Origin of the sequence: Serratia sp. B501 (genome assembly GCF_051172315.1) — a bacterium.
In the GTDB taxonomy this organism is placed as follows: Bacteria; Pseudomonadota; Gammaproteobacteria; order Enterobacterales; family Enterobacteriaceae; genus Serratia; species Serratia ureilytica.
In genome coordinates this window covers 38,154-61,235 of sequence record NZ_JBPIZB010000007.1, presented here as the reverse complement: position 1 = coordinate 61,235, position 23,082 = coordinate 38,154, and the positions used below count along the sequence as shown (strand labels likewise).

At 59.2% G+C, this 23,082-nt stretch carries 22 protein-coding genes; 13 read left to right on the top strand and 9 right to left on the bottom strand.

Annotation, left to right across the window (positions count from 1 at the left end; genetic code table 11):
- Positions 1–127 precede the first annotated feature (127 nt).
- Positions 128–556: a small heat shock chaperone IbpB gene (gene ibpB / locus ACSBQV_RS19360; protein WP_004933922.1), complete on the bottom strand. Its 429-nt coding sequence runs from the start codon at positions 554–556 to the stop codon at positions 128–130.
- Between the two features lie 106 nt (positions 557–662).
- The gene (gene ibpA, locus ACSBQV_RS19355) at positions 663–1,076 is read right to left on the bottom strand and encodes a small heat shock chaperone IbpA (RefSeq protein ID WP_004933919.1); all 414 of its coding nucleotides are present in this window, start codon (positions 1,074–1,076) and stop codon (positions 663–665) included.
- Between the two features lie 309 nt (positions 1,077–1,385).
- Here ibpA and ACSBQV_RS19350 point away from each other — a divergent pair, with 309 nt between their 5' ends.
- Positions 1,386–1,733 carry a YceK/YidQ family lipoprotein gene (locus ACSBQV_RS19350; RefSeq protein ID WP_016929593.1) on the top strand — a complete coding sequence of 116 codons (348 nt, stop codon included), beginning with the start codon at positions 1,386–1,388 and terminating at the stop codon, positions 1,731–1,733.
- Positions 1,734–1,763: 30 nt separating this feature from the next.
- Here ACSBQV_RS19350 and ACSBQV_RS19345 read toward each other — a convergent pair whose 3' ends face one another.
- Positions 1,764–3,044: a DUF3748 domain-containing protein gene (locus ACSBQV_RS19345; protein ID WP_099785156.1), complete on the bottom strand. Its 1,281-nt coding sequence runs from the start codon at positions 3,042–3,044 to the stop codon at positions 1,764–1,766.
- Positions 3,045–3,506: 462 nt separating this feature from the next.
- Here ACSBQV_RS19345 and ACSBQV_RS19340 point away from each other — a divergent pair, with 462 nt between their 5' ends.
- Positions 3,507–4,475, top strand: a complete 969-nt coding sequence (locus tag ACSBQV_RS19340) for a threonine/serine dehydratase (protein WP_042783385.1) — start codon at positions 3,507–3,509, stop codon at positions 4,473–4,475.
- Complete coding sequence (locus tag ACSBQV_RS19335) at positions 4,462–5,403, top strand: ornithine cyclodeaminase family protein (RefSeq protein ID WP_099785158.1); 942 nt, start codon at positions 4,462–4,464, stop codon at positions 5,401–5,403. Before ACSBQV_RS19340 ends, ACSBQV_RS19335 begins: the two co-directional genes overlap by 14 nt.
- A gap of 25 nt (positions 5,404–5,428) precedes the next feature.
- Here ACSBQV_RS19335 and yidA read toward each other — a convergent pair whose 3' ends face one another.
- From yidA to dnaA, 5 genes are all read right to left on the bottom strand, one after another.
- Positions 5,429–6,244 (bottom strand): sugar-phosphatase, encoded by an 816-nt coding sequence (gene yidA / locus ACSBQV_RS19330; protein ID WP_025304760.1) that lies wholly within the window; start codon positions 6,242–6,244, stop codon positions 5,429–5,431.
- Positions 6,245–6,368: 124 nt separating this feature from the next.
- On the bottom strand, positions 6,369–8,783 hold the full coding sequence (gene gyrB, locus ACSBQV_RS19325) for a DNA topoisomerase (ATP-hydrolyzing) subunit B (RefSeq protein ID WP_004933898.1): 2,415 nt from the start codon (positions 8,781–8,783) through the stop codon (positions 6,369–6,371).
- Between the two features lie 18 nt (positions 8,784–8,801).
- Positions 8,802–9,887 carry a DNA replication/repair protein RecF gene (gene recF / locus ACSBQV_RS19320; protein WP_004933895.1) on the bottom strand — a complete coding sequence of 362 codons (1,086 nt, stop codon included), beginning with the start codon at positions 9,885–9,887 and terminating at the stop codon, positions 8,802–8,804.
- Positions 9,888–9,932: 45 nt separating this feature from the next.
- The gene (gene dnaN, locus ACSBQV_RS19315) at positions 9,933–11,033 is read right to left on the bottom strand and encodes a DNA polymerase III subunit beta (protein WP_004933892.1); all 1,101 of its coding nucleotides are present in this window, start codon (positions 11,031–11,033) and stop codon (positions 9,933–9,935) included.
- 4 nt (positions 11,034–11,037) lie between these two features.
- A complete protein-coding gene (dnaA, locus tag ACSBQV_RS19310; RefSeq protein WP_004933889.1) occupies positions 11,038–12,432 on the bottom strand; it encodes a chromosomal replication initiator protein DnaA in 1,395 nt (464 codons plus the stop codon).
- Between the two features lie 682 nt (positions 12,433–13,114).
- Between dnaA and rpmH the strand changes: the two genes are divergently transcribed.
- From rpmH to ACSBQV_RS19265, 9 genes are all read left to right on the top strand, one after another.
- The gene (rpmH, locus tag ACSBQV_RS19305; RefSeq protein WP_000831330.1) at positions 13,115–13,255 is read left to right on the top strand and encodes a 50S ribosomal protein L34; all 141 of its coding nucleotides are present in this window, start codon (positions 13,115–13,117) and stop codon (positions 13,253–13,255) included.
- 17 nt (positions 13,256–13,272) lie between these two features.
- Positions 13,273–13,632 carry a ribonuclease P protein component gene (rnpA, locus tag ACSBQV_RS19300; RefSeq protein ID WP_004933883.1) on the top strand — a complete coding sequence of 120 codons (360 nt, stop codon included), beginning with the start codon at positions 13,273–13,275 and terminating at the stop codon, positions 13,630–13,632.
- Positions 13,596–13,853 carry a membrane protein insertion efficiency factor YidD gene (gene yidD, locus ACSBQV_RS19295; RefSeq protein ID WP_004933881.1) on the top strand — a complete coding sequence of 86 codons (258 nt, stop codon included), beginning with the start codon at positions 13,596–13,598 and terminating at the stop codon, positions 13,851–13,853. Before rnpA ends, yidD begins: the two co-directional genes overlap by 37 nt.
- A gap of 2 nt (positions 13,854–13,855) precedes the next feature.
- Positions 13,856–15,493 (top strand): membrane protein insertase YidC, encoded by a 1,638-nt coding sequence (yidC, locus tag ACSBQV_RS19290; protein ID WP_033645144.1) that lies wholly within the window; start codon positions 13,856–13,858, stop codon positions 15,491–15,493.
- A 96-nt stretch (positions 15,494–15,589) separates the two neighbouring features.
- Entirely contained in the window at positions 15,590–16,954 is a 1,365-nt protein-coding gene (gene mnmE, locus ACSBQV_RS19285) for a tRNA uridine-5-carboxymethylaminomethyl(34) synthesis GTPase MnmE (RefSeq protein ID WP_117188756.1), read from the top strand.
- 111 nt (positions 16,955–17,065) lie between these two features.
- Positions 17,066–18,379, top strand: a complete 1,314-nt coding sequence (locus ACSBQV_RS19280; protein WP_099785162.1) for a lysine N(6)-hydroxylase/L-ornithine N(5)-oxygenase family protein — start codon at positions 17,066–17,068, stop codon at positions 18,377–18,379.
- Positions 18,380–18,474: 95 nt separating this feature from the next.
- Positions 18,475–19,200, top strand: a complete 726-nt coding sequence (locus ACSBQV_RS19275; RefSeq protein WP_033645147.1) for a 4'-phosphopantetheinyl transferase family protein — start codon at positions 18,475–18,477, stop codon at positions 19,198–19,200.
- Between the two features lie 161 nt (positions 19,201–19,361).
- Positions 19,362–19,928: an NADPH-dependent FMN reductase gene (locus ACSBQV_RS19270; protein ID WP_033645148.1), complete on the top strand. Its 567-nt coding sequence runs from the start codon at positions 19,362–19,364 to the stop codon at positions 19,926–19,928.
- A 76-nt stretch (positions 19,929–20,004) separates the two neighbouring features.
- Positions 20,005–21,057 carry a hypothetical protein gene (locus ACSBQV_RS19265; RefSeq protein WP_099785164.1) on the top strand — a complete coding sequence of 351 codons (1,053 nt, stop codon included), beginning with the start codon at positions 20,005–20,007 and terminating at the stop codon, positions 21,055–21,057.
- Positions 21,058–21,092: 35 nt separating this feature from the next.
- Here the strand turns inward: ACSBQV_RS19265 and ACSBQV_RS19260 are convergent, their stop codons facing one another.
- Positions 21,093–22,430 (bottom strand): NCS2 family permease, encoded by a 1,338-nt coding sequence (locus ACSBQV_RS19260; protein WP_033652325.1) that lies wholly within the window; start codon positions 22,428–22,430, stop codon positions 21,093–21,095.
- A 235-nt stretch (positions 22,431–22,665) separates the two neighbouring features.
- Here ACSBQV_RS19260 and ACSBQV_RS19255 point away from each other — a divergent pair, with 235 nt between their 5' ends.
- Positions 22,666–23,070 (top strand): NUDIX hydrolase, encoded by a 405-nt coding sequence (locus ACSBQV_RS19255; RefSeq protein ID WP_099785166.1) that lies wholly within the window; start codon positions 22,666–22,668, stop codon positions 23,068–23,070.
- The last annotated feature ends 12 nt before the right edge of the window (positions 23,071–23,082 follow it).

Genomic DNA, 23,082 nt, shown 5'->3' with positions numbered 1-23,082 from the left:
TATAGACACACAATTAACAAGGATTATGGCATCGGGCAGACGGGGGGACTGTGGCGTGCGCCACATAACGCAACGGGGGAGATCCGTCTGGATCTCCCCCGCATGATGATGACCGTTTTTCAGTCGGTTATTTGGCTTCCAGCTCCGGCGTCGCGCCGATGGCGATGCGCTGAGGCTGCAAGGCTTCCGGAACCTGACGCACCAGATCGATGTGCAACAGGCCATTTTCAAATTTGGCCTCGGACACCTGCAGGTGTTCCGCCAGAGTGAAGGTCAGCTGGAACTCTTTGCACACCAGCCCCTGATGCAGGTACTCGACCTGTTTTTCCGGCGGCGTGGGTTTACCACTGACGGTCAGCCGCGGCCCTTCCACTTCGATATTCAGTTCGCTCTGCCGGAAACCGGCCAGCGCCAGAGAAATGCGGTAGTGATTGTCATCGCTTTTCTCGATGTTATACGGCGGGAACCCCTGGGGTTCCTGGCCCCCCATGGAACTGGCCAGTTTATCAAAACCAATCCATTGACGCAGAAGCGGGGATAGATCGTAATTACGCATAGGAACAACTCCTTTCATTAAGCGAGATGTGTTTATTCAGCCCCCTGACGGCAGGCGGATTATTACTGCATATTTGCCGACAGCGTTCCTGCCGGCGAAAACGGAATTATTTAATTTCGATACGGCGCGGTTTTAATGTTTCCGGCACGATGCGCTGCATATCGATATACAGCAGACCGTTTTCCAGTTTGGCGCCTTTAATTTGAATATGTTCGGCCAGCTGGAATTTACGCTCGAAATTACGCTCAGCGATGCCCTGATATAAATAGGTTTTTTCTGCCGGTTCGTTATTGTGCGCACCGCGCACGATCAGCAGATTATCTTGCGTGGTGATCTCCAGCTCCTGCTCGGCAAACCCGGCTACCGCAATGGCGATGCGATAATGATTTTCGTCCACCAGCTCGACATTATAAGGGGGATAACCGCCGTTGCCCTGGCTCTGGCCGGCCTCCAGCGCGTTGAACAGGCGATCGAAACCAATGGCGGAACGGTATAGCGGAGAAAGATCGAAATTACGCATAAAACAGCCTCCTAAGGCACTTCAGCGAGGTTGAAATAAATACGCCTTCCATTCTGGACAGGCTAATTAAGCCAGAATTCCCTTACGGCAAATTCTCAATCCGGCTCTGATGATAAAATGGGGGTTGATTTCATCAATTCAACGGGCGAGGATCAAAAAAAGCGCTTTTCGGTTAGGTGAAAGTTTTTTTACCACTTACACTAAAGTGAGAGAGCCGCCACAGAGCGGGATTTTGCTTCTTTTAAAGCAGCAACAGGATGTTATAAATCAGCTTAATTTAGGGGCACAGCAACCCTGCAGGATGGATTAATGACGACGATGAAAGCGATAGCGACGGGCTGCATGTTGTTGGCGACCAGCGGTTGCTCCAGCGTGATGAGCCATACCGGCCCGAATCAGGGTTACTATCCCGGCACCCGCGCCAGCGTGGACATGCTGAAGGACGACAACACCAGCTGGGCGATGATGCCGCTGGTGGCGCTGGATCTGCCGTTCTCCGCAGTGATGGATACCGTGCTGCTGCCTTACGACTATCTGCGTTCAGGCAATGACGCCACCGCAGACTCGCCAAAAGCGCGCATCCTGCGCAGCGAGCAGCAGAATCTGGCGGCAACCGGCAACCCCGGCGAGGGCAACGACAGCACCGCCACACACTAATCTCGCACGCAGCGGGCCATCAGGCCCGCCTTACGCCTCAACCACAAAGATCTGGTTGAATCCGGCAATCTCGCGCATAAATGCCACTTTCTTGCCATCCGGCGAAAACACCACGGCATCCGCCGACGGCGGCTGCACGCTGCGCTGCGTTAAACGCTGCAGGCGGCCGCTGGCGACCTCACACAGCATCACGCTGTTGTCACACACCAGGGCTATCGTCCCGCCCTGCGGGTGCCAGCTGAACGCCGACTGGATGTCATGCTCGCCGCGGCTGACCTGGCGCGGCTCACCGCCGTTCGGCGACACCGTCCACAATTGCACCACGCCGCCGTCATCCTTCATCAAAAATGCGATTTGGCTGCCGTCCGGCGAGCTGCGCAGCCAATGGCGCGGCGCACCGGCGACGCCCGGAAAACGACGCTCCCCGGTAAAGGTTACCCGCCGCTGCCTGACGCCAAGCGGCGGCGCCGGCAGCTCGCTTTCCGTCCCCTGCAGCGGCAGAGCACCCGCCCTGGCGTAGTCGGCGTCGTTCTCCGGCAGATCGACGATAAACACCTCCGGCAGCTTCTCACCGGCGGCGGACAGCGTATCGCCGATAAATGCCAGCGCCCAGCGCTGCCGGCGGCCGTCGGCCTTACGGTAACCTTCGCGGCCAATCCAGCCCTCTTCGTAGGCGCGATTGATCTGATCGCTGCCCGGCTGCGGCTGCGGCACGGTCTCGCTAACCAGCACGCAATAGTGGCTGCCGTCATATTCACGGGGATGCTGTTTCGGCGGATTGACCCCGTGCAGCGGCACGGCCACGCCGACGTTGCGCAGATCGCGCGCCGGATCGCATTCATGCATCACGTGATCGTTGTAGGTAAAGCTGAGGCGGCTGCCGTCCGGGCTGAAAACGTGCACATGGCTGCCGCCGCGCAGCGCGCCGGGCGTGTAGGGCGCCGTGATATCCAGCGCGTCGAGGGTAATGGCCAACTCGCGATCCGGTTCGCTGACGATCACCCCGCGGCGGTGATGAAAATCATACTGCCAGGCGCTGTCCGGGTGTTCCGGGCCGTGGATGAAGACGTAACGCGCCGGCGCATCGGGGCTGACCGTGACCACGCCGACGTGTGCGCCGTGCTGGGCGCGATAAACCACTTCCACCGCGCCGCTGGCGACGTTAACCCGCTCGATGCTCAGGCCGGTGAAAGAGGCGCCGCGCGGGCGCACGTCATAAGCCAGCCATTGGCTGTCCGGCGTCCAGACGTTGATATTGGTTAACTGATGCCCGCGTGGGTCGAAAGTCAGTTGTTTTTCCCGATGGCTCATGGCGGCTCTCCTGCGCATGCTGGCACTGAACGGCCATCTTACCGGATCGGCAGCCGCGTTTCATATGGCCGGCGAGGACGAGCCGGGGGCTTTCCCGCGTCGAAATTTCCATGAGACTTATCCGTTAAGCCTATCGACGACGCCGGCAGGAAATAAACGCCCGGCAAGCCGGCCCCATTCCTGATGGGGAAACTCAACGACGCCCAAACGGTATAAGTAAAGGAAGCGAGCATTATTTTATTGATTATCCTTCTCCTCATTAAATACGCCCGCAGCGACACCTTACTTAACGCAAATAAATAAAAAATTGTGCCGCTAAACGCCAGGTAATGTTTATTTTCACCGCATACGCGATGCGTACCCCCGGCCATTTCCGCTTTCTGGCCGGGTTGCCCGACGGGGTTTACAATCCATACAAAAAAGTACAAACTGGATTTTAAGTCTAAAAAATCCGGAGCCGGTATGAACCCCCTTTTCGATGCCATTGTTTCTGCCCATCAGCAACTGCGCCCTCAGGTGCGAGTCACGCCATTGGAGCGCAGCGTGCTGCTTTCTCAGCAATTGGGTTGCGAGCTGTATTTGAAATGCGATCACCTGCAGCACACCGGTTCCTTTAAATTTCGCGGCGCCAGCAACAAGCTGCGGCTGCTGGATAACGAGCAACGCCGGCGCGGCGTGATCGCCGCCTCTACCGGCAACCACGGTCAGGCCGTCGCTTTGGCGGGGCAACTGATGGGCGTTGGCGTCACGGTTTATGCGCCGGAGACGGCGGCGAGCATCAAGCTCGACACCATTCGCGCGTTGGGCGGCACCGTGGAATTGGTGCCGGGCGATGCGCTGAACGCCGAACTGGCGGGGGAACAGGCCGCACGCGAACAGGGGAAAACCTATATCTCGCCGTATAACGACGAGCAGGTGATCGCCGGCCAGGGCACCTGCGGCATGGAGCTGGTTGAACAGCTCACCGATCTGGACGCCGTGTTCGTGGCGGTCGGCGGCGGGGGTTATATCGCCGGCATCGGCACCGTTCTGCGGCAACTGTCGCCGAACACGCAGCTTATCGCCTGCTGGCCGGAAAACGCCACCAGCCTGTACAGCGCGCTGGAAGCGGGCCATATCTTCCCGGTGGAAGAGCAAGAAACTCTGTCCGACGGCACCGCCGGCGGCGTCGAGCCGGGCGCCGTGACCTTTCCGCTGTGCCAACAGCTGATCGACCGCAAAGTGCTGGTCAGCGAGGCGGAGATTAAACACGCGATGCGCCGGATAGCCGCCAGCGATCGCTGGATTATCGAAGGCGCGGCCGGCGTGGCACTGGCGGCGGCGATCAAACTGGCGCCGGAATACCAGGGTAAAAAGGTGGCGGTGGTGCTGTGCGGCAAGAACATCGTGCTGGAGAAATACCTCAAGGCCATCGCCGATGCACATCCTTAATCGGCAGCAAATCCTCGCCGCGTTCGACGCCGAGACCATAACGCCGCTGCTGAAGCAGGGTTTTATCGCCTACTCGCAACAGCGGGTGCAACAGCCGCCGGTGCAGCATTTCCTGTTCGAGCGGGCCGACGGCGACTGCTGCATCAAGTCCGCCTGGTTGGAAGGCGACGAACTGTTCGTGGTCAAGATCTCTACCGGTTTCTATCGCAATGCCGAACACGGCCTGCCGAGCAATCAGGGGCTGATGATGGCGTTCTCCGCCCAGACCGGTGAGCCGCAGGCGCTGCTGCAAGATGAAGGTTGGCTGACCGCGCTGCGCACCGCCCTGGCCGGCCGCATCGTCGCCGAGCTGTGCGCGCCGCCGCATATTCAGGCGATCGGCATTGTCGGCACGGGCCTGCAGGCGCGGCTGCAGCTGCAATGCCTGAAACCGGTGACCGATTGCCGCGAGGTATGGGTGTGGGGGCGAGACGAACAGGCGCTGGCGGCGTATCGGCGCGATGCCGAAGCCGAGGGTTTTCGGGTGCGGGTTACGCAGAATGCGGCGGAACTGGCGGCGCACTGTCAGCTGATCGTGACCACCACGCCCAGCCGCGAACCGATATTGCAGGCGGCGGATATTCGGCCCGGTACGCACATCACCGCCGTGGGCGCCGACACGCCCGGCAAGCAGGAACTGGCGACCGAGCTGGTGGCCCGCGCAGACGCGCTGCTGGTTGATGCCCTGGCGCAGTGTGCGGACTATGGCGAGATCGCGACGGCTTATCGGCAAAATAGGCTGATTTCAACGCCAATCGTCGAAATTGGCGCCGTCTTGGCGCAGAGAGGGCGGGTACGACGCGAGCCGCAGCACATCACCATCGCCGATCTCACCGGCTTGGCGATTCAGGATCTGCAGATCGCCAAAGGGGTGTTGGCGAAAGTATAAAGGGGCGCCGCAGCGCCCCGCGTTATCAGGCGTTGAGCACAAACTTCTCGATAGCGCGCGCCACGCCGTCTTCGGTATTGGCGCTGGTGACAAACTGCGCCACCGCTTTCAGTTCGGGAATGGCATTGCCCATCGCCACGCCGACGCCGGCATATTCGATCATCGCCGTATCATTGGCCTGATCCCCCAGCGTCATGATGTTCTCCCGCGCCACGCCGAGATGCTCGGCCAGCATTCTCACCCCGGCGCCTTTATCGACGTTTTTGTGCAGGATCTCGAGGAAATAAGGCGCGCTTTTCAGGATGGTGTAACGCTCGCGCGTTTCCGCCGGGATGCGCGCGATGGCGCGGTCCAGCAGCTCCGGCTCGTCGATCATCATCACTTTCGGGAAACGCATCTGGCGATCCATCTCTTCCACGCTGCGGTATTTCAGCGGAATACCGGTCATTTCCGCCTCGTGTATGGTGTACTTGCCGATGTCCTTGTTCGGGGTATACAGGGTATCGAAATCAAACGCCTGATAGTGAACGCCGAACTCGCGCGCCATCTGCTCGAAATGCAGATAATCCTCAAAGCCCAGCGTTTCTTGCAGAATGCAGGCGCCGTCGACCGCACGCAGCACCAGCGCGCCGTTATAGGTGATACAGAAATCGCCGGGGCCCTGAATGTCCAACTGGCGCAGATAATCCTGCACGCCGACATAAGGCCGCCCGGTGGCCAGCACCACGTGCACCCCTTTGCGCCGCGCCGCCGCGATAGCCTGCTTTACCGCCGGCGTGATTTGATGCTGCGGATCCAGCAACGTGCCGTCCATGTCGATCGCAATCAGTTCAATAGCCATTCAACGCTTCTCCCAGTGGTTTTTGCCCATGCTAACGCGTTTCAGCCTTGGCTGTCAGCGCCAAAAAAGGCCAAAAAAAATCCGCGCGGGTCGCCCGGCGCGGATTTTCACAGCCATTAACGCATCAGATATCGATGTTCGCCGCTTTCAGGGCGTTTTCTTCGATAAAGGCGCGACGCGGTTCAACCGCATCGCCCATCAGCGTGGTGAACAGCTGATCGGCAGCGATGGCGTCCTTGACGGTCACGCGCAGCATGCGGCGGCTTTCCGGATCCATGGTGGTTTCCCACAGCTGCTCCGGGTTCATCTCGCCCAGACCTTTATAACGCTGCACCGACAGGCCGCGGCGCGACTCTTTCACCAGCCACTCCAGCGCCTGTTCGAAGCTGTCTACCGGCTGACGACGTTCGCCGCGCTCGATGAACGCGCCCTCTTCGATCAGCCCGCGCAGCTGCTCGCCCAGCTGGCAGATCTTGCGGTATTCGCCGCCGTGGATGAAGTCGAAGTCCAGCTTATAGTCGGTATCCACGCCGTGGGTACGGATGCGCAACGCCGGCTCGAACATCTGGCGCTCGCGATTCTCGAAGATCACGAAGTCATAGCTGCTGCCGTGCTGCTCTTTGTCGTTCAGCGCCTGCACCAGCGACGCGATCCAGGTTTTCACCTTGGCTTCATCGCTGAGATCGCCTTCGTTCAGCGTCGGCTGATAGATCAGGCTGTTCAGCAGCGCGCGCGGGTAGCGGCGCTCCATGCGGCCAATCAGCTTCTGCACGCCGTAGTGCTCGGCCACCAGTTTCTCCAACTGCTCGCCGCCGAGCGCCGGTGCGCTGGCATTGGTGTGCAGCGTAGCGCCGTCCATCGCGATGGCGATCTGATACTGATCCATCGCCTCGTCATCTTTGATGTACTGCTCCTGCTTGCCTTTCTTCACCTTGTACAGCGGCGGCTGTGCGATGAACACGTGGCCACGCTCGATGATTTCCGGCATCTGGCGGTAGAAGAAGGTCAACAGCAGCGTACGGATGTGCGAACCGTCGACGTCGGCATCGGTCATGATGATGATGCTGTGGTAACGCAGCTTGTCCGGGCTGTACTCGTCGCGGCCGATGCCGCAACCCAGCGCGGTGATCAGCGTCGCCACTTCCTGCGAAGAGAGCATTTTGTCGAAACGCGCTTTCTCGACGTTGAGGATTTTCCCCTTCAGCGGCAAGATAGCCTGATTCTTGCGGTTGCGCCCCTGCTTGGCAGAGCCGCCCGCGGAGTCCCCTTCCACCAAGTACAGTTCGGACAGCGCAGGATCGCGTTCCTGGCAGTCCGCCAATTTGCCCGGCAGGCCGGCCAGATCCAGCGCGCCTTTGCGGCGGGTCATCTCACGCGCTTTACGCGCCGCTTCGCGCGCGCGCGCCGCGTCGATGATTTTGCCGACCACGATTTTCGCGTCGCCCGGATTCTCCATCAGGTAATCCACCAGCTTCTCGTTCATCAGCGTTTCAACCGCGGTTTTCACCTCGGAAGAGACCAGCTTGTCCTTGGTCTGAGAAGAGAACTTCGGATCCGGCACCTTCACCGACACCACGGCGATCAGGCCTTCACGCGCGTCATCGCCGGTGGCGCTGACCTTGGCCTTCTTGCTGTAGCCTTCCTTCTCCATGTAGCTGTTCAGCGTACGGGTCATCGCGGTACGGAAACCGACCAGGTGCGTGCCACCGTCGCGCTGCGGAATGTTGTTGGTGAAGCAGTAGATGTTTTCCTGGAAACCGTCGTTCCACTGCAGCGCCACTTCCACGCCGATGTCGTCTTTCACTGTGGAGAAGTAGAACACGTTCGGGTGGATCGGGGTTTTGTTCTTGTTCAGGTACTCGACAAACGCCTTGATGCCGCCTTCGTAATGGAAGTGGTCTTCACGGTCGGTGCGCTTGTCCTTCAGGCGAATAGACACGCCGGAGTTGAGGAAGGACAGCTCACGCAGGCGCTTGGCCAGAATGTCGTACTCGAATTCGGTCACATTGGTGAAGGTCTGGTGGCTCGGCCAGAAGCGCACCATGGTGCCGGTCTGCTCGGTTTCACCCACCACGTTCAGCGGCGCCTGCGGCTCGCCGTGGCTGTAAGTTTGTTCGTGCACTTTGCCTTCGCGGCGGATCACCAACTCCAGTTTCTCCGACAGGGCGTTAACCACCGAGACGCCCACACCGTGCAGGCCGCCGGAAACTTTATAGGAGTTGTCGTCGAATTTACCGCCGGCGTGCAGCACGGTCATGATGACCTCTGCGGCTGAAACCCCTTCTTCCGGGTGAATGCCGGTCGGAATGCCGCGGCCGTCATCCTGCACCGATACCGAGTTGTCGGCATGGATGGTGACCTGAATGTCACTACAGTGGCCCGCGAGCGCTTCGTCGATAGCGTTGTCCACAACCTCGAATACCATGTGGTGCAGACCGGTGCCGTCATCGGTATCGCCGATATACATGCCCGGGCGCTTGCGCACCGCATCCAGCCCTTTTAATACCTTGATACTTGAGGAGTCATAAGAATTCGACATCAACGTTTCTCGCTCATTTTAGTCCTGTGGTTGAACCTCTATTTTACCCTGTTCCACGCGGAACATCTTGCCCTTTTCACCGGCCATGTCGGTCACTTGTTCAGCGCTGACCGCGCTGACAAAAACCTGGGCCTGAGTGGCTTTCAGGCGATCGGCCAGCAACCGGCGACGGCCGGTGTCCAGCTCGGAGGCAAAATCATCAATCAGATACAGGCAACGCCGCCCGCTCTGCCGGGTGAGAAACTCACCCTGCGCCAAGCGCAACGCGCACATCAGCAGCTTAAGCTGACCGCGCGATAACAAATCCTCTACCGGCGTGCCGTCGGCACGAATGCGAAAGTCCGCTTTATGCGGCCCCACCGCGGTATAGGTCAACGCCCTGTCGCGCTCAAACTGGCGCTCCAGCAGCTCGCCGTAGTCGCTCTCTTTGTCCCAGCCGCGCTGGAAGGAGAAGCTCAGGGCGAATTCAGGCAGAAACTGCGCGCAGGTCGCGGTGATATCCGCGGCAATCGCGTCGCTGTATTCCGCCCGCCATTCGCTGATGCGCTCCGCGAGCGGGATCAGTTCCTGATCCCAGGCGCGGATCTGCGCATAGCGACTCACCTGGCGCAGCGCGGCATTGCGCTGCTTCAGTAACCTTTTCAGGTTGCTCCAGGCGGTGAAAAAACCGGGTTCGTTATGAAAACAGCCCCAGTCCAGGAAAGCGCGCCGGAATTTCGGCCCGCCGTTCAGCAGGGTAAAACCTTCGGGGGTAATCAGCTGCATGGGCAGCAGTTGCGCCAGCTCGGCCACCTTGTGGCCGTCGCTGCCATCGATGCGTACTTTGCTGTCACCCTGACGGCTCTTGCTCAATCCTACCGACAGCTCGCGCTCCGCGCCTTCGATGCGGCCATGCAGCACGAACTCCGGTTGGTCGTGGCGGATCACCCGACCGGCCTGCAAACTGCGAAAGGCGCGGCCATGGCCGAGCGTATACACCGCCTCCAGCACGCTGGTCTTGCCGCTGCCGTTAGCGCCGACCAGGAAGTTGAATCCCGGCGCCAGCGCCAAATCCGCCGCCTCGATATTGCGGAAATCTTTAATCAATAAACGCGTCAGAGCCATGCAATCTCTTTACCGATGACGGTGCTGTAATTCAAGGTAACGAGACTACAACCGCATTGGCATGACAACGTAGGCCGCCGCCTGGCTGGCGCCGTCTTCGATCTGCACGCTGGAGACCGAGTCGGTCAACAGCAAGCGCACGTCTTCACACTTGAGCGCGTTCAACACGTCCAGCACGTAGCTGACGTTGAAGCCGATCTCCATCTCCGCGCCGTCGTAGCTGACGTCGAGGATCTCTTCCGCCTCTTCCTGTTCCGGGTTGTTGGCGGTGATCTTCAGCTGATTCTGGCTGACGTACAGCCGCACGCCGCGGAATTTCTCGTTCGAGAGAATGGCCGCGCGGGCGAACGCCTGCTTGAGCAGATCGCAGCCGGCTTCCAGCGTTTTGTCCGGGTTCTTCGGCAAGACGCGGCGATAGTCCGGGAAACGGCCGTCAACCAACTTGGACGTGAAGATGAAATCGCCGACGTGGGCGCGAATGTTGTTGCTGCCGATCTGCAGCTGCAGCAGCGAATCGCCGCCGTCCAGCAAGCGCACCAGCTCCATCACCCCTTTACGCGGCACGATCACCGAATGCGACGGCAGCTGCTGGCCGATCGGCATCGAGCACACCGCCAGGCGGTGGCCGTCTGTCGCGACAGTGCGCAGCTCTTCGCCTTCGGTTTCAAACAGCATGCCGTTCAGGTAGTAACGCACGTCCTGATGGGCCATCGAGAACTGGGTGGCTTCGATCAGGCGTTTCAGCGTCGCCTGCGGCAAGGTGAATTCCACCTCGCTCTGCCAGTCGTCCAGGTTCGGGAAGTCCGCCGCGGGCAGCGTGGACAGCGAGAAACGGCTGCGGCCGGATCGCACCAGCATGCGCTCGCTCTCCAGCGTGACGGCGATCTCCGCCCCTTCCGGCAGGCCACGGCAGATATCAAAGAATTTGCGCGCGGGCACGGTGGTCGCGCCCGGCTCATGCGGCTGGGACAGGGCGACGCGCGCCACCATTTCCATCTCCAGATCGGTGCCGGTCAGCAGCAGGGAGCCTTCCGTCACCTGCAACAGCAGGTTGCCCAGGATCGGCAAGGTCGGGCGGCCGCCCAGCGGGCTGCTCACCTGTTGCAGCGGTTTTAGCAGATGCTCACGTTCAACGATAAATTTCATAGCGCTATGAAGATAATGTTCTGATTAAATTGGAGAAATCTTCTTTGATGTCGTGACTTTCCTCACGCAGCTGCTCGATCTTCCGGCAGGCGTGCAACACCGTGGTATGGTCGCGGCCACCAAACGCATCGCCGATTTCCGGCAGGCTGTGGTTGGTGAGTTCCTTCGCCAGCGCCATCGCCATCTGGCGCGGGCGGGCAACGGATCGCGAACGCCGCTTGGACAGCAAATCCGCGACTTTAATCTTGTAATACTCCGCCACCGTCTTTTGGATATTGTCGATGGTGACCAGCTTTTCCTGCAGCGCCAACAGATCGCGCAGCGCTTCGCGCACGAAATCGATGGTGATGGCCCGGCCGGTAAAGTTGGCGTTGGCGATCACGCGGTTCAGCGCCCCTTCGAGCTCACGCACGTTGGAACGCAGGCGCTTGGCGATGAAGAACGCCACTTCGCCCGGCAGGCGAATGTCGTTTTCGTCGGCCTTTTTCATCAGGATCGCCACGCGGGTTTCCAGCTCCGGCGGCTCGATCGCCACCGTCAGCCCCCAGCCGAAGCGGGACTTCAGACGATCTTCCACCCCGTTGATCTCTTTAGGGTAGCGATCCGAAGTCAGGATGATCTGCTGATTGCCTTCCAACAGGGCGTTAAAGGTATGGAAGAACTCTTCCTGCGAACGCTCCTTGTTGGCGAAGAATTGGATGTCATCGATCAGCAACGCGTCGACCGAACGGTAGTAGCGCTTAAACTCTTCGATGGCATTGTTCTGCAACGCTTTGACCATGTCTTGTACGAAGCGTTCCGAGTGCATGTAGACCACTTTGGCGTTAGCCTTGCGCGCCATGATGCCGTTGCCGACCGCGTGCAGCAGGTGAGTTTTACCCAGGCCGGTGCCGCCATACAGGAACAAAGGGTTGTAGGCGCCGCCAGGATTGTCCGCCACCTGGCGAGCCGCCGCGCGCGCCAGCTGGTTTGACTTACCCTCGACGAAGTTGTCGAAGGTGTGTTTGGGGTTGACGTTGGAGCGGTAAGAAAGCTCGGGCTGCGCCGCCGCGTTGTCCCAGCTCGGGCGCGAAGGCGCGGCCGTGCGCGCCGCCGGGGCCGCAGGGGCGCTGCTGACGCTGGCGGTCACGGTCTGGCTGATCACCTGCGTGATCGGCTTGCTGCCGACTTCAAAACGCAGCAAAGGCGCATCCGTGCCGCAGAAATCATTCAGCAGACCATTGATATTGTTTAAGTACTTATCGCGAACCCAATCCAGCACAAAACGGTTAGGCGCGTACAGCGCCAGGGTGTTGTCACTCAGTTCCGCCTGCAATGGGCGAATCCACATACTAAATTCTGTGGCAGGTAACTCATCCTGCAATCGGGCAAGACACTGCTGCCAAAGCGAAAGTGACACGGCGGACTCCACTCGAACAAGATCAATAAAGAAAAGAAACGGGCAACTTTTTTATAACTCATGATTTTTGACACATACCCGGCATCGGCTGTTTGCCTGTGGGGGATGCGAACCGCCTTTCACGGTTTGTGTCCCTCACGATCCCGGCATGAGGGATCGCGATCGGAATGACGGATCATAGCGCAATCCGCGCAAGAGATCCTCCCCTTCCTCACAGATTAGATCCATTTTATCCACAGGCCGCGGCCGGCGGCGATCTTTTCGCCGCCGGCGCCGCATGACCACGCAGATCCCGGCCGCTGCGCCGCATTTTTTACATTGTCAACCGGTTATACCCTGTTATCCACGTCGGATCCTGGGATCGCGCGCAAAGGATCTCACGGGGATCCTTGCGATTTCACCCCGAGTCCGTATAATCTTCGCCCTACGTGTGATACCTGGTTCCTTATGGTGCGTCATTAGCCAGACAGGATTCTGCGGTGACCACGGGCCAAGACCGGATTTTGTTCCGTTATTGGCAGACAACCAGGTAGGCTGGCGCGATGCGAATTGACTCAGGACTGTACAATTATTACAATCCCGCTTCTTTATGTATTGCGATTGAGGCGTCGGTCATCTTCACGCCGAGTAGCCAAACGCGTTTACTGATCAGTAATTATTTTAAGTTTAGGTAGAAATCGCTATGAAACGCACTTTCCAACCGTCCGTATTGAAGCGCAACCGTAGCCACGGTTTCCGTGCTCGTATGGCCACCAAAAATGGTCGTCAAGTTCTGGCCCGCCGTCGTGCGAAAGGCCGTGCTCGTCTGACTGTTTCTAAGTAATAAAGCTAACCCGCTGAGTGGTTAAGCTCGCTTTTCCCAGGGAGTTACGTTTGTTAACTCCCACTCATTTCACTTTCGTCTTCCAGCAGCCACAACGGGCTGGCACGCCGCAAATCACCATCCTCGGCCGCCTGAACCAGCTGGGGCATCCCCGCATCGGTCTTACCGTCGCCAAAAAACACGTCAAACGCGCGCACGAGCGTAATCGGATCAAACGCCTAACCCGCGAAAGCTTCCGCCTGCGCCAGCACGAATTACCGGCGATGGATTTTGTCGTGGTGGCCAAAAAGGGGATAGCGGATTTGGATAACCGCGCGCTGACGGAAGCTTTGGATAAATTATGGCGTCGCCACTGTCGCCAGGCTCCCGCATCCTGATCGGGCTGGTGCGGGCCTATCAGCTCGTCATCAGTCCGCTGCTAGGGCCTCGTTGTCGCTTCCAGCCGACATGCTCTCATTACGCAATTGAGGCATTAAGCAGGTTTGGCATGATAAAAGGCAGTTGGTTAGCATTGAAACGCGTATTAAAATGCCACCCTTTGAACCCAGGTGGCGATGATCCGGTGCCGCCAAAAACCGACGATAACAGAGAACACTAACGATGGATTCGCAACGCAATCTTCTCCTCATCGCTCTGCTGTTCGTGTCTTTCATGATCTGGCAGGCATGGCAAACGGACAACGCTCCGCAGCCGGCCGCACAGACCACGCAACAGACTTCGAACGCAGTAGCCGGTGATGCCGCCAGCCAGGCCGTGCCAGCCAGTGGTCAGGGTAAGCTGATTACCGTGAACACCGACGTGCTGTCACTGACCATCAACACCCGTGGTGGCGATATCGAGCAGGCTAAACTGTTGGCCTACCCGGAAACTCTGGGTTCATCGACTCCGTTCCAACTGCTGGAAACCACTCCGTCGTTCGTCTATCAGGCGCAAAGCGGCCTGACCGGTAAAAACGGCCCGGACAACCCGGCCAACGGCGAACGCCCGCTGTACCAAGCGGCGCAGGACAGCTACACCCTGCCGGAAGGCCAGGACGAGCTGCGCATCCCGCTGACCTACACCGATAAAGACGGCGCGGTCTACACCAAGACCTTCGTGCTCAAACGCAACCACTATGCGGTCGGCGTAGATTACAGCATCGACAACAAAGGCGCGGCGCCGCTGGAGCTGACCCTGTTCGGCCAACTGAAGCAGACCACCGAATTGCCTAAGCACCGCGATACCGGCAGCAGCAACTTCGCGTTGCACACCTTCCGCGGCGCGGCATACTCGTCCAGCGAGGACAAGTACCAGAAATACGCGTTCGACAAAGACGAAAACCTGAGCGTCACCACCAAAGACGGTTGGGTCGCCATGCTGCAGCAGTACTTCGCCACCGCGTGGGTACCGGCGACCAAGGGTGACAACACCTTCTACACCGCCAAACCGGGTGACAACCTGTCCACCATCGGCTTCAAATCTACCCCGGTCGTGGTGCAGCCTGGCGCTCAGCAGCAGCTGAACGCGACCCTGTGGGTCGGCCCGGAGCTGCAGGACCAGATGGCCCAACTGGCGCCGCACTTGGACCTGACCGTGGATTACGGCTGGCTGTGGTTCATCTCCCAGCCGCTGTTCAAACTGCTGAAGTTCATCCACGGCTTTATCGGCAACTGGGGCTTCTCCATCATCATCATCACCTTCATCGTGCGCGGCATCATGTACCCGCTGACCAAGGCGCAGTACACCTCGATGGCGAAAATGCGCATGCTGCAGCCGAAGCTGCAGGCGATGCGCGAACGCATCGGCGATGACAAGCAGCGCATGAGCCAAGAGATGATGGCGCTGTACAAGGCGGAGAAAGTGAATCCGCTCGGCGGCTGCCTGCCGCTGATCATTCAGATGCCGATCTTCCTGGCGCTGTACTACATGCTGATGGGTTCGGTCGAGCTGCGCCACGCGCCGTTCGCCCTGTGGATCCATGACCTGTCGGCGCAAGACCCGTACTACATTCTGCCAATCCTGATGGGCGTGACGATGTTCTTCATCCAGAAGATGTCGCCGACCACCGTGACTGACCCGATGCAGCAGAAAATCATGACCTTCATGCCGGTGATCTTCACAGTGTTCTTCCTGTGGTTCCCGTCCGGTCTGGTGCTGTACTACATCGTCAGCAACCTGGTGACCATCCTGCAGCAGCAGCTGATTTACCGTGGTCTGGAAAAACGCGGTCTGCACAGCCGCGACAAGAAAAAAAGCTAAGCGTATTGTAGGGGTTCGGCGCGCCGACCCTTGCAGTCACCCCAAAGGCGGTCATTAGACCGCCTTTTTGCATCTTAATCGTCAGAGAGAACCGTTATGAGCACCACCGATACCATCGTAGCCCAAGCCACCCCGCCGGGACGCGGCGGCGTCGGCATTCTGCGCATTTCCGGCAGCAAGGCCAAAGACGTCGCCCTGGCGTTGCTCGGCAAGCTGCCGAAGCCGCGCTACGCTGACTATCTGCCGTTCCGCGACGCTACGGGCGCCACCCTCGATCAGGGCATCGCGCTGTGGTTCCCGGGGCCGAACTCCTTTACCGGCGAAGACGTGCTGGAACTGCAGGGCCACGGCGGGCCGGTGATCCTCGATCTGCTGCTCAAGCGCGTGCTGGCGCTGCCCGACGTGCGCATCGCGCGGCCGGGCGAGTTCTCCGAGCGTGCGTTTCTCAACGACAAACTCGATCTGGCGCAGGCCGAAGCGATTGCCGATCTGATCGACGCCAGCTCCGAGCAGGCGGCGCGTTCGGCGATGAACTCGCTGCAAGGCGCGTTCTCCACCCGCATCCACCAGCTCGTGGAAGCGCTCACTCACCTGCGAATCTATGTGGAAGCGGCGATCGACTTCCCGGACGAGGAAATCGACTTCCTGTCCGACGGTAAAATCGAGGCGCAGCTCAACGACGTGATGGCGGATCTGGACAACGTGCGCGGTGAAGCGCGCCAGGGCAGCCTGCTGCGCGAAGGGATGAAGGTGGTGATCGCCGGGCGCCCCAATGCCGGCAAATCGAGCCTGCTCAATGCGCTGGCCGGACGCGAGGCGGCGATCGTCACCGATATCGCCGGCACCACCCGCGACGTTCTGCGCGAACACATCCATATCGACGGCATGCCGCTGCACATCATCGACACCGCCGGCCTGCGCGACGCCAGCGACGAAGTGGAACGCATCGGCATCGAACGTGCATGGAACGAGATCGAACAGGCCGACAGGGTGCTGTTTATGGTTGACGGCACCACCACCGCCGCCACCGAGCCGGCGGAGATCTGGCCGGAATTTATGGCGCGCCTGCCGGACACGCTACCGATCACCGTGGTGCGCAACAAAGCCGACATCACCGGTGAAACGCTGGGTATAACGGAAGTGAATAACCACTCACTTATTCGCCTGTCGGCCCGCACCGGCGAAGGCGTCGATGTGCTGCGCGATCATCTTAAACAGAGCATGGGCTTCACCAGCAACATGGAAGGCGGCTTCCTGGCGCGCCGTCGCCACCTGCAGGCACTGGAACTGGCGGCGCAGCATCTGGTACAGGGCAAAGAACAGTTAGTGAGCGCTTACGCGGGGGAGCTGCTGGCCGAGGAACTGCGCCAGGCGCAGCTGGCCCTGAGCGAAATCACCGGCGAATTCACCTCCGACGATCTGCTGGGCCGCATCTTCTCCAGCTTCTGTATCGGGAAATAATCGACTGCGAGCGCCGTATCCTACTCGGCGCCCGCATGTTACTTCTCCCGGCTGCATCAAAACTCACCTAAGCTTATCTCATCAATTTTGATGCTTGAGAGATAAGCTTACATGAACGAACCTTTAGACTTGATCGGCGTGGGATTGGGGCCTTTCAATCTCAGTCTGGCCGCTCTGGCCGCCGAAAGCAACGCCGTCAATTATACCTTTCTCGATCGTAACGCCAGCTTCCGCTGGCATCCCGGTATGCTGTTGCCCTCAGCTTATATGCAAACCTATGTACTGCAGGATCTGGTTACCGCCGTCAGCCCACGCAGCCAATTTTCATTTATTAATTACTTGGTCGAAAAGAAAAAAATTTATCGTTTTTTAATCACCGAGCAGCAAATTATCAGCCGGGAAGAATTTTCCGACTACCTGAGTTGGGCCTGCGAAAGGTTAGACGGACTACAGTTTTCACAGTCCGTAGAGCGTATTGATTTTGACGATGAAAAGGGTTTGTTCAAGGTAAGTACCCACAACCAGACTCTGTGGGCGAAAAATATCTGTCTGGGTACCGGACATGACCCTTGGTTGCCGGAAGCATTTTACCCGGCGCTGGGTGAAAACTGCATGCATGCCGCTGAAATAGCCCTGCGCAATCCAGACTTCAGCGGCAAGCGGGTTATGGTAGTGGGCGGCGGCCAAAGCGGCGCCGATGTTTTTTTGAACGCGTTGCAGGGACACTGGGGCGAGCCGGCACAGCTGGATTGGCTCTCGCGCCGTCCCAATTTTCAGCCGCTGGATGAGTCCCCCTTCACCAACGAATATTTCACTCCTGAGTACGTCGACTATTTCTATACGCTGCCGGCCGAGATCCGCGCACGTGAAATCAAAACACAGAAATTGCCGGCAGACGGCATCAGCAATCATACGCTGCGAACCTTGTACCGTGAGCTTTATATGCGTTTTGACGTGATGCGCCAGACACGCAATGTGCGTTTACTGCCCCATCGCACTCTACTGACCGTAGAATCAAAGGATGGGGCTTTTCATCTGCGCACGCTTCACGGTCTGGAAAATCGCCAGGAAAGTTTCAGAGCCGATATCGTCATTCTGGCCACCGGCTATCGCGCCACTCTGCCCGCTTATCTGAAACCCCTGGTGCCACGCATCCCGCTCGATTCGAAGCAGCATCTACCGCTGCTGCCGAATTTTAATCTTGAATGGCTCGGCCCGGAACAAAATCGAATTTATGCGGTAAATGCCGGGATACACAGCCATGGCAGCGCAGAAGGCGGACTGAGCCTGATGGCCTGGCGTTCAGCGCGCATCCTCAATCACTTGCTGGGCAAGCCATACTTTGATTTGGCACCGAACACATCAATGATCCAATGGTGGAGCGATGCCGCGTCGGACGATATCTCTTCCATCGTTAATAAATAGGATAATCCGCATAGTGTTTTTTGATGATAAATCCTCAACTTAGTCTTAATCTAACACCCCTGCGTTCTTAGCGACCCTCTGTCATGGAGTGAACAATGGCGTGTCATTTTGCCCGATGGACCCCGGCCTCCGCTGTCCTGGATACCCAGAGACTCTCCGACGAAGTGATAGCCGCCACCCGCACCTTTTCCGTTAAGCGCCGCACGCGTTACCTGCAAGGGCGCATTCTGCTCGCCGAAATGATGTTTTACCTGTACGGCCTGCCGACGCTTCCCCCTATAGCCACCACCCCGACCGGCCGCCCCTGCTTCGCCGATCATCAGCTGCCCGATTTTAGCCTCGCCTACGCCAGCAACACCGTGGGCGTGCTGCTCAGCGACGAAGGCAAAGTCGGACTGGATATCGAAGTGATGCGGGCGCGCGGCACCCGGCAAAGCGCGCTGCAACACGCGCATCAGACGCCCGCGGAAAGTGCCTGGATCGGCGCGCAGGACGATCGGCTGGAGGCGGAAACTCAGCTGTGGAGCATCCGGCAAAGCGTGCTGAAAATTTCCGGCCTGGGCAATAGCGGCCAGTCTACGCTGCGTCTGCATCCGTTCTCCGGGCACCTGCGCTCCAGCGCCACGCCGGACGTTCAGGTGATGAGCGACGCCGATGAATACCTGAGCTGGGCCTGCGCCGGCAGCCCCGGGCTGGATCGCCTGCTGTGCTGGCGCTACGAAGAGCGCCGCGGCCTGCACAAAGACGGGGAAATCTCGCCCCGCAGCCCGGCGGCGTCCTCGCGCTTCGTCAAACTGACGGGCCTGAAGACGCCCGGTTAACGTGGCGCAAGGCGGATAAAGCCGTTTTTACCGCACGAATTTCTGCCGTAATTTGTAAAAACAGCTAAATGTTGAGCAATCGCCTATTCTCGACCCGAGCTTTAGCCTACTATTCGCCCATGTTGTCCGCTGAATCTGCTCATTCGAAAGGGAGAATCATCATGTCAGACCAAGCCTTAAAAATCGTCACTCTGCTCGGCAGCCTGCGCAAAGGCTCCTACAACGCCATGGTGGCCCGCGCCCTGCCAGGCCTGGCTCCGCAGGGCGTCACCATTGAAGCGCTGCCTTCCATCCGCGATATCCCGCTGTACGACGCCGACATGCAACAGGGTGAGGGTTTCCCTGCCGCGGTCGAAGCGATAGCAGAGCAGATCCGCCAGGCCGACGGCGTGATCATCGTCACCCCCGAATACAACTATTCCGTGCCCGGCGGGTTGAAAAACGCCATCGACTGGTTGTCTCGCTTGCCGAATCAACCGCTGGCCGGCAAGCCGGTGGCCATTCAAACCAGCTCGATGGGGCCCATCGGCGGCGCGCGCTGCCAGTACCACCTGCGCCAGATCCTGGTGTTCCTGGATGCGATGGTGATGAACAAGCCCGAGTTTATGGGCGGCGTGATCCAGAACAAGGTCGATGAACAGGCCGGTGAACTGAGCGATCAGGGAACGTTGGATTTCCTGACCGGCCAGCTGTCCGCGTTCAGCGATTTCATTCGCCGCGTGGAATGACGGTCTCGCGGCGCCCGCAGGGCGCCGCAACAGGACATGAAGTCCGCCAATTTATTGAAATTAAAGCCATAGCATCATGTATTTTTTCATTTTAGCGTTATTTTTCGTTTCCATCACCAGTCCCGCTTTCGCCGCAGACATGCGTTATCCCGCCGGTGAAGAGCCGCTGGAGCTGCCTGCGCACAGTGCGCTTAACGCCCAACTGTCGCGATCCGCGCAAAACCAGGAAGATAAAAAGCTGGGCGCCATGTCGCTGTACCTGACGCTGATGCGCGAAGACGGCCGCAACGTCTGGGCCCCCTACCAGCTGGCGGTATCGTCGGCGGAGAAAGGGCAAACCGAGCTGGCGGAGCGCTATCTGCAGCTGAGCGCCGATCGCGGCCTATGGTACTACTACAATCTGCTGGAGGACGACGCCTTCAACAGCATCCAGCACTCCGCCACCTACCAATCCATTCTGGCCGCCACCAAAGCGCGCTATCTGCAGCACGCCCGCCGCTATGAAGGCAAAGCCAGCTACGCGATACCGGACGGCGAAGCGCCGCCCGAAGGTTGGCCAACGGTGATCTTCCTGCATACCTACGGCAAGGCCGCCGCCATCAGCCCCGAGGAACGGCTGCTGTTCGGCGAAATGGGCGTGGCCTATATCGAGATCAACGGCACGCAGATGTTGTCGGAAAACAGCTTCCGCTGGTCGAATTACAGCGACGAGAGCACCCAGGCCGCCCTTCAGCGTACGGTGCAACAGCTGGCTCCACAGTTAAAGCTGAACCCCCAACGGATTTATCTCAGCGCTCGCGGCCAGGGTGCGCTGCACGCCGCCAATCTGATCGCGAAGTACCCGCAGTTTTACGCCGGCGCGCTATTGATCGCCCCCAACGGCGAGATCAAGCCGGCCCAGCAGTCGCTGGCGGCGAAAAAGAAAATCGTGATGGCGTATTACGATCGGCAGAACTTCAGCGAGCAGGCGCTGGCGTTGCACTTCGCCAATCTGTTCGGAGAGGATAATCTGGTGCAAACGCTGCACTTCGCCCAGGGGGAGGATGCCGCCGGCAGTTGGCAGGCGCGCTTCAGGCGGCCATTGCAATGGGTGCTGGATCGGGCGCCGGATGCGACGCCGGGAGTCTAGGGTTTCAGGGCCGACGGACGTCGGCCCTTTGGCTGTCAATGGCCGTCGACGAAAACGATCTTCAGCACGAACAGCAGCGCCACGACCACCACGCACGGGCTGATTTCACGCCAGCGGCCGGTACCGAGCTTCATCACGCAGTAGGAGATAAAGCCGAGCGCAATGCCTTCGGTGATCGAGAAGCTGAACGGCATCATCACCGCGGTGACAAACGCCGGTACCGCTTCGGTCAGATCGTCCCATTTCACCCGCGCCAGGCTGGAGGTCATCAGCACGCCGACGTAGATCAGCGCGCCAGCGGCGGCATACGCCGGCACCATACCCGCCAGCGGCGACAGGAAGATCACCAGCAGGAACAGCAGGCCGGTGACCACCGCCGTCAAACCGGTGCGACCGCCCACGGCGACGCCGGATGAGCTTTCGATGTAAGCGGTCACGGAAGAAGTGCCCGCCAGCGAACCGGCCACCGAGCTGATGCTGTCAACGTACAGCGCCTGCTTCATGCGCGGGAACTTGCCCTGATTGTCGGTCAAACCGGCTTTATCGGTGACGCCGATCAGGGTGCCGGAGGAGTCGAACAGGTTCACCAGCATAAACGAGAAGATGACCCCGGCCAGCCCGATGTTCAGCGCGCCGGCCACGTCGACCTGGCCCACTACCGAGGTGATGCTCGGCGGCAAGGAGAACAGGCCGCCGTATTTCACGTCGCCCAGCATCCAGCCGATCAGGGTAGTGACCACGATCGATACCAGCACCGCTGCGTGGAAGTTGCGCGAAGAGAGCACGGCGATGATGAAGAAGCCGAGTGCCCCCAGCAGCACATTGTGCGAGGTCAGGCTGCCAATGGTCACCAGCGTGTCCGGGTTGGCCACCACGATGCCGGCGTTTTTCAGCCCCATCATGCCGATGAACAGACCGATGCCGCTGGTGATGCCGACCCGCAGGCTGACCGGAATGTTGGCGATCATCCAGTAGCGAATGCGGAAAATGGTCAGCAGCAGCAGGCCGACCGCGCCCCAGAAGATGGCGCCCATGCCCACCTGCCAGGAGATGCCCATCGCGCCGACCACCACGAAGGCGAAGAAGGCGTTCAGGCCCATCGCCGGCGCCAACGCCACCGGCAGGTTCGCCAGCAGGCCCATAAGGATGCTGCCGAAGGCGGCGATCAAACAGGTGGTGACAAATACCGCCTGGGTATCCATGCCCGCCGCGCCCAAAATTTGCGGGTTAACGAACACGATATACACCATGGTGAGGAAAGTGGTGATACCGGCAATCGTTTCCGTACGCGCCGTCGTGCCATGTTGCTTGAGTTTAAACACGCGCCCAAGCAAGCCTTGCTCAGCGTCAAGGCCAGATACTGGTTTGGTCATTATCAGAATTCCGAAAATGGGAATGGACAGTCGCCGGCTATCCTATAACAAAAAATGGGGCTTTTGACGCCGGTCACAGGTTTTTTTCGCCGTCTTTACGGCTAAACGCATCAACGGCTTGTATTTACAGGCATTCATTCTCCATCACAGCCCGCCGCGTTGCCGTTTGCCGGCACGGCCGATAAAATGGCCTATCGCATCTCTTACCCTACCCGCTAAAAAAACAGGAACCCGCATGTCTTCGACCTTTATCGATAAACTGGCGTTGATCGCGCTGAAAGATGACAAAGTGGCGCTGGTGCGCTCGCACAACAAGACGCTGTTTTATGTACCGGGCGGAAAGCGCGAAGCGGGTGAAACCGATGAACAGGCGCTGTGCCGCGAAATCGACGAAGAGCTGACCGTTGCGCTGCAGCCGCAATCCATCGCGTTTTACGGCGAGTTCACCGGCCCGGCGGACGGCAAGCAGGACGGCACCCAGGTGCGTATTCGTTGCTACCAGGCCGACTTTACCGGGCGGTTGCAGCCGGCCGCCGAAATCGCCGAGCTGAAGTGGTGCGACAGCCGCGATCTGCCACAGTGTTCACACGTCGCCGCGCTGATTTTGCACGATCTCAAGGCGCGTAGCCTGATCAAGTGATCGCTGAGCGGC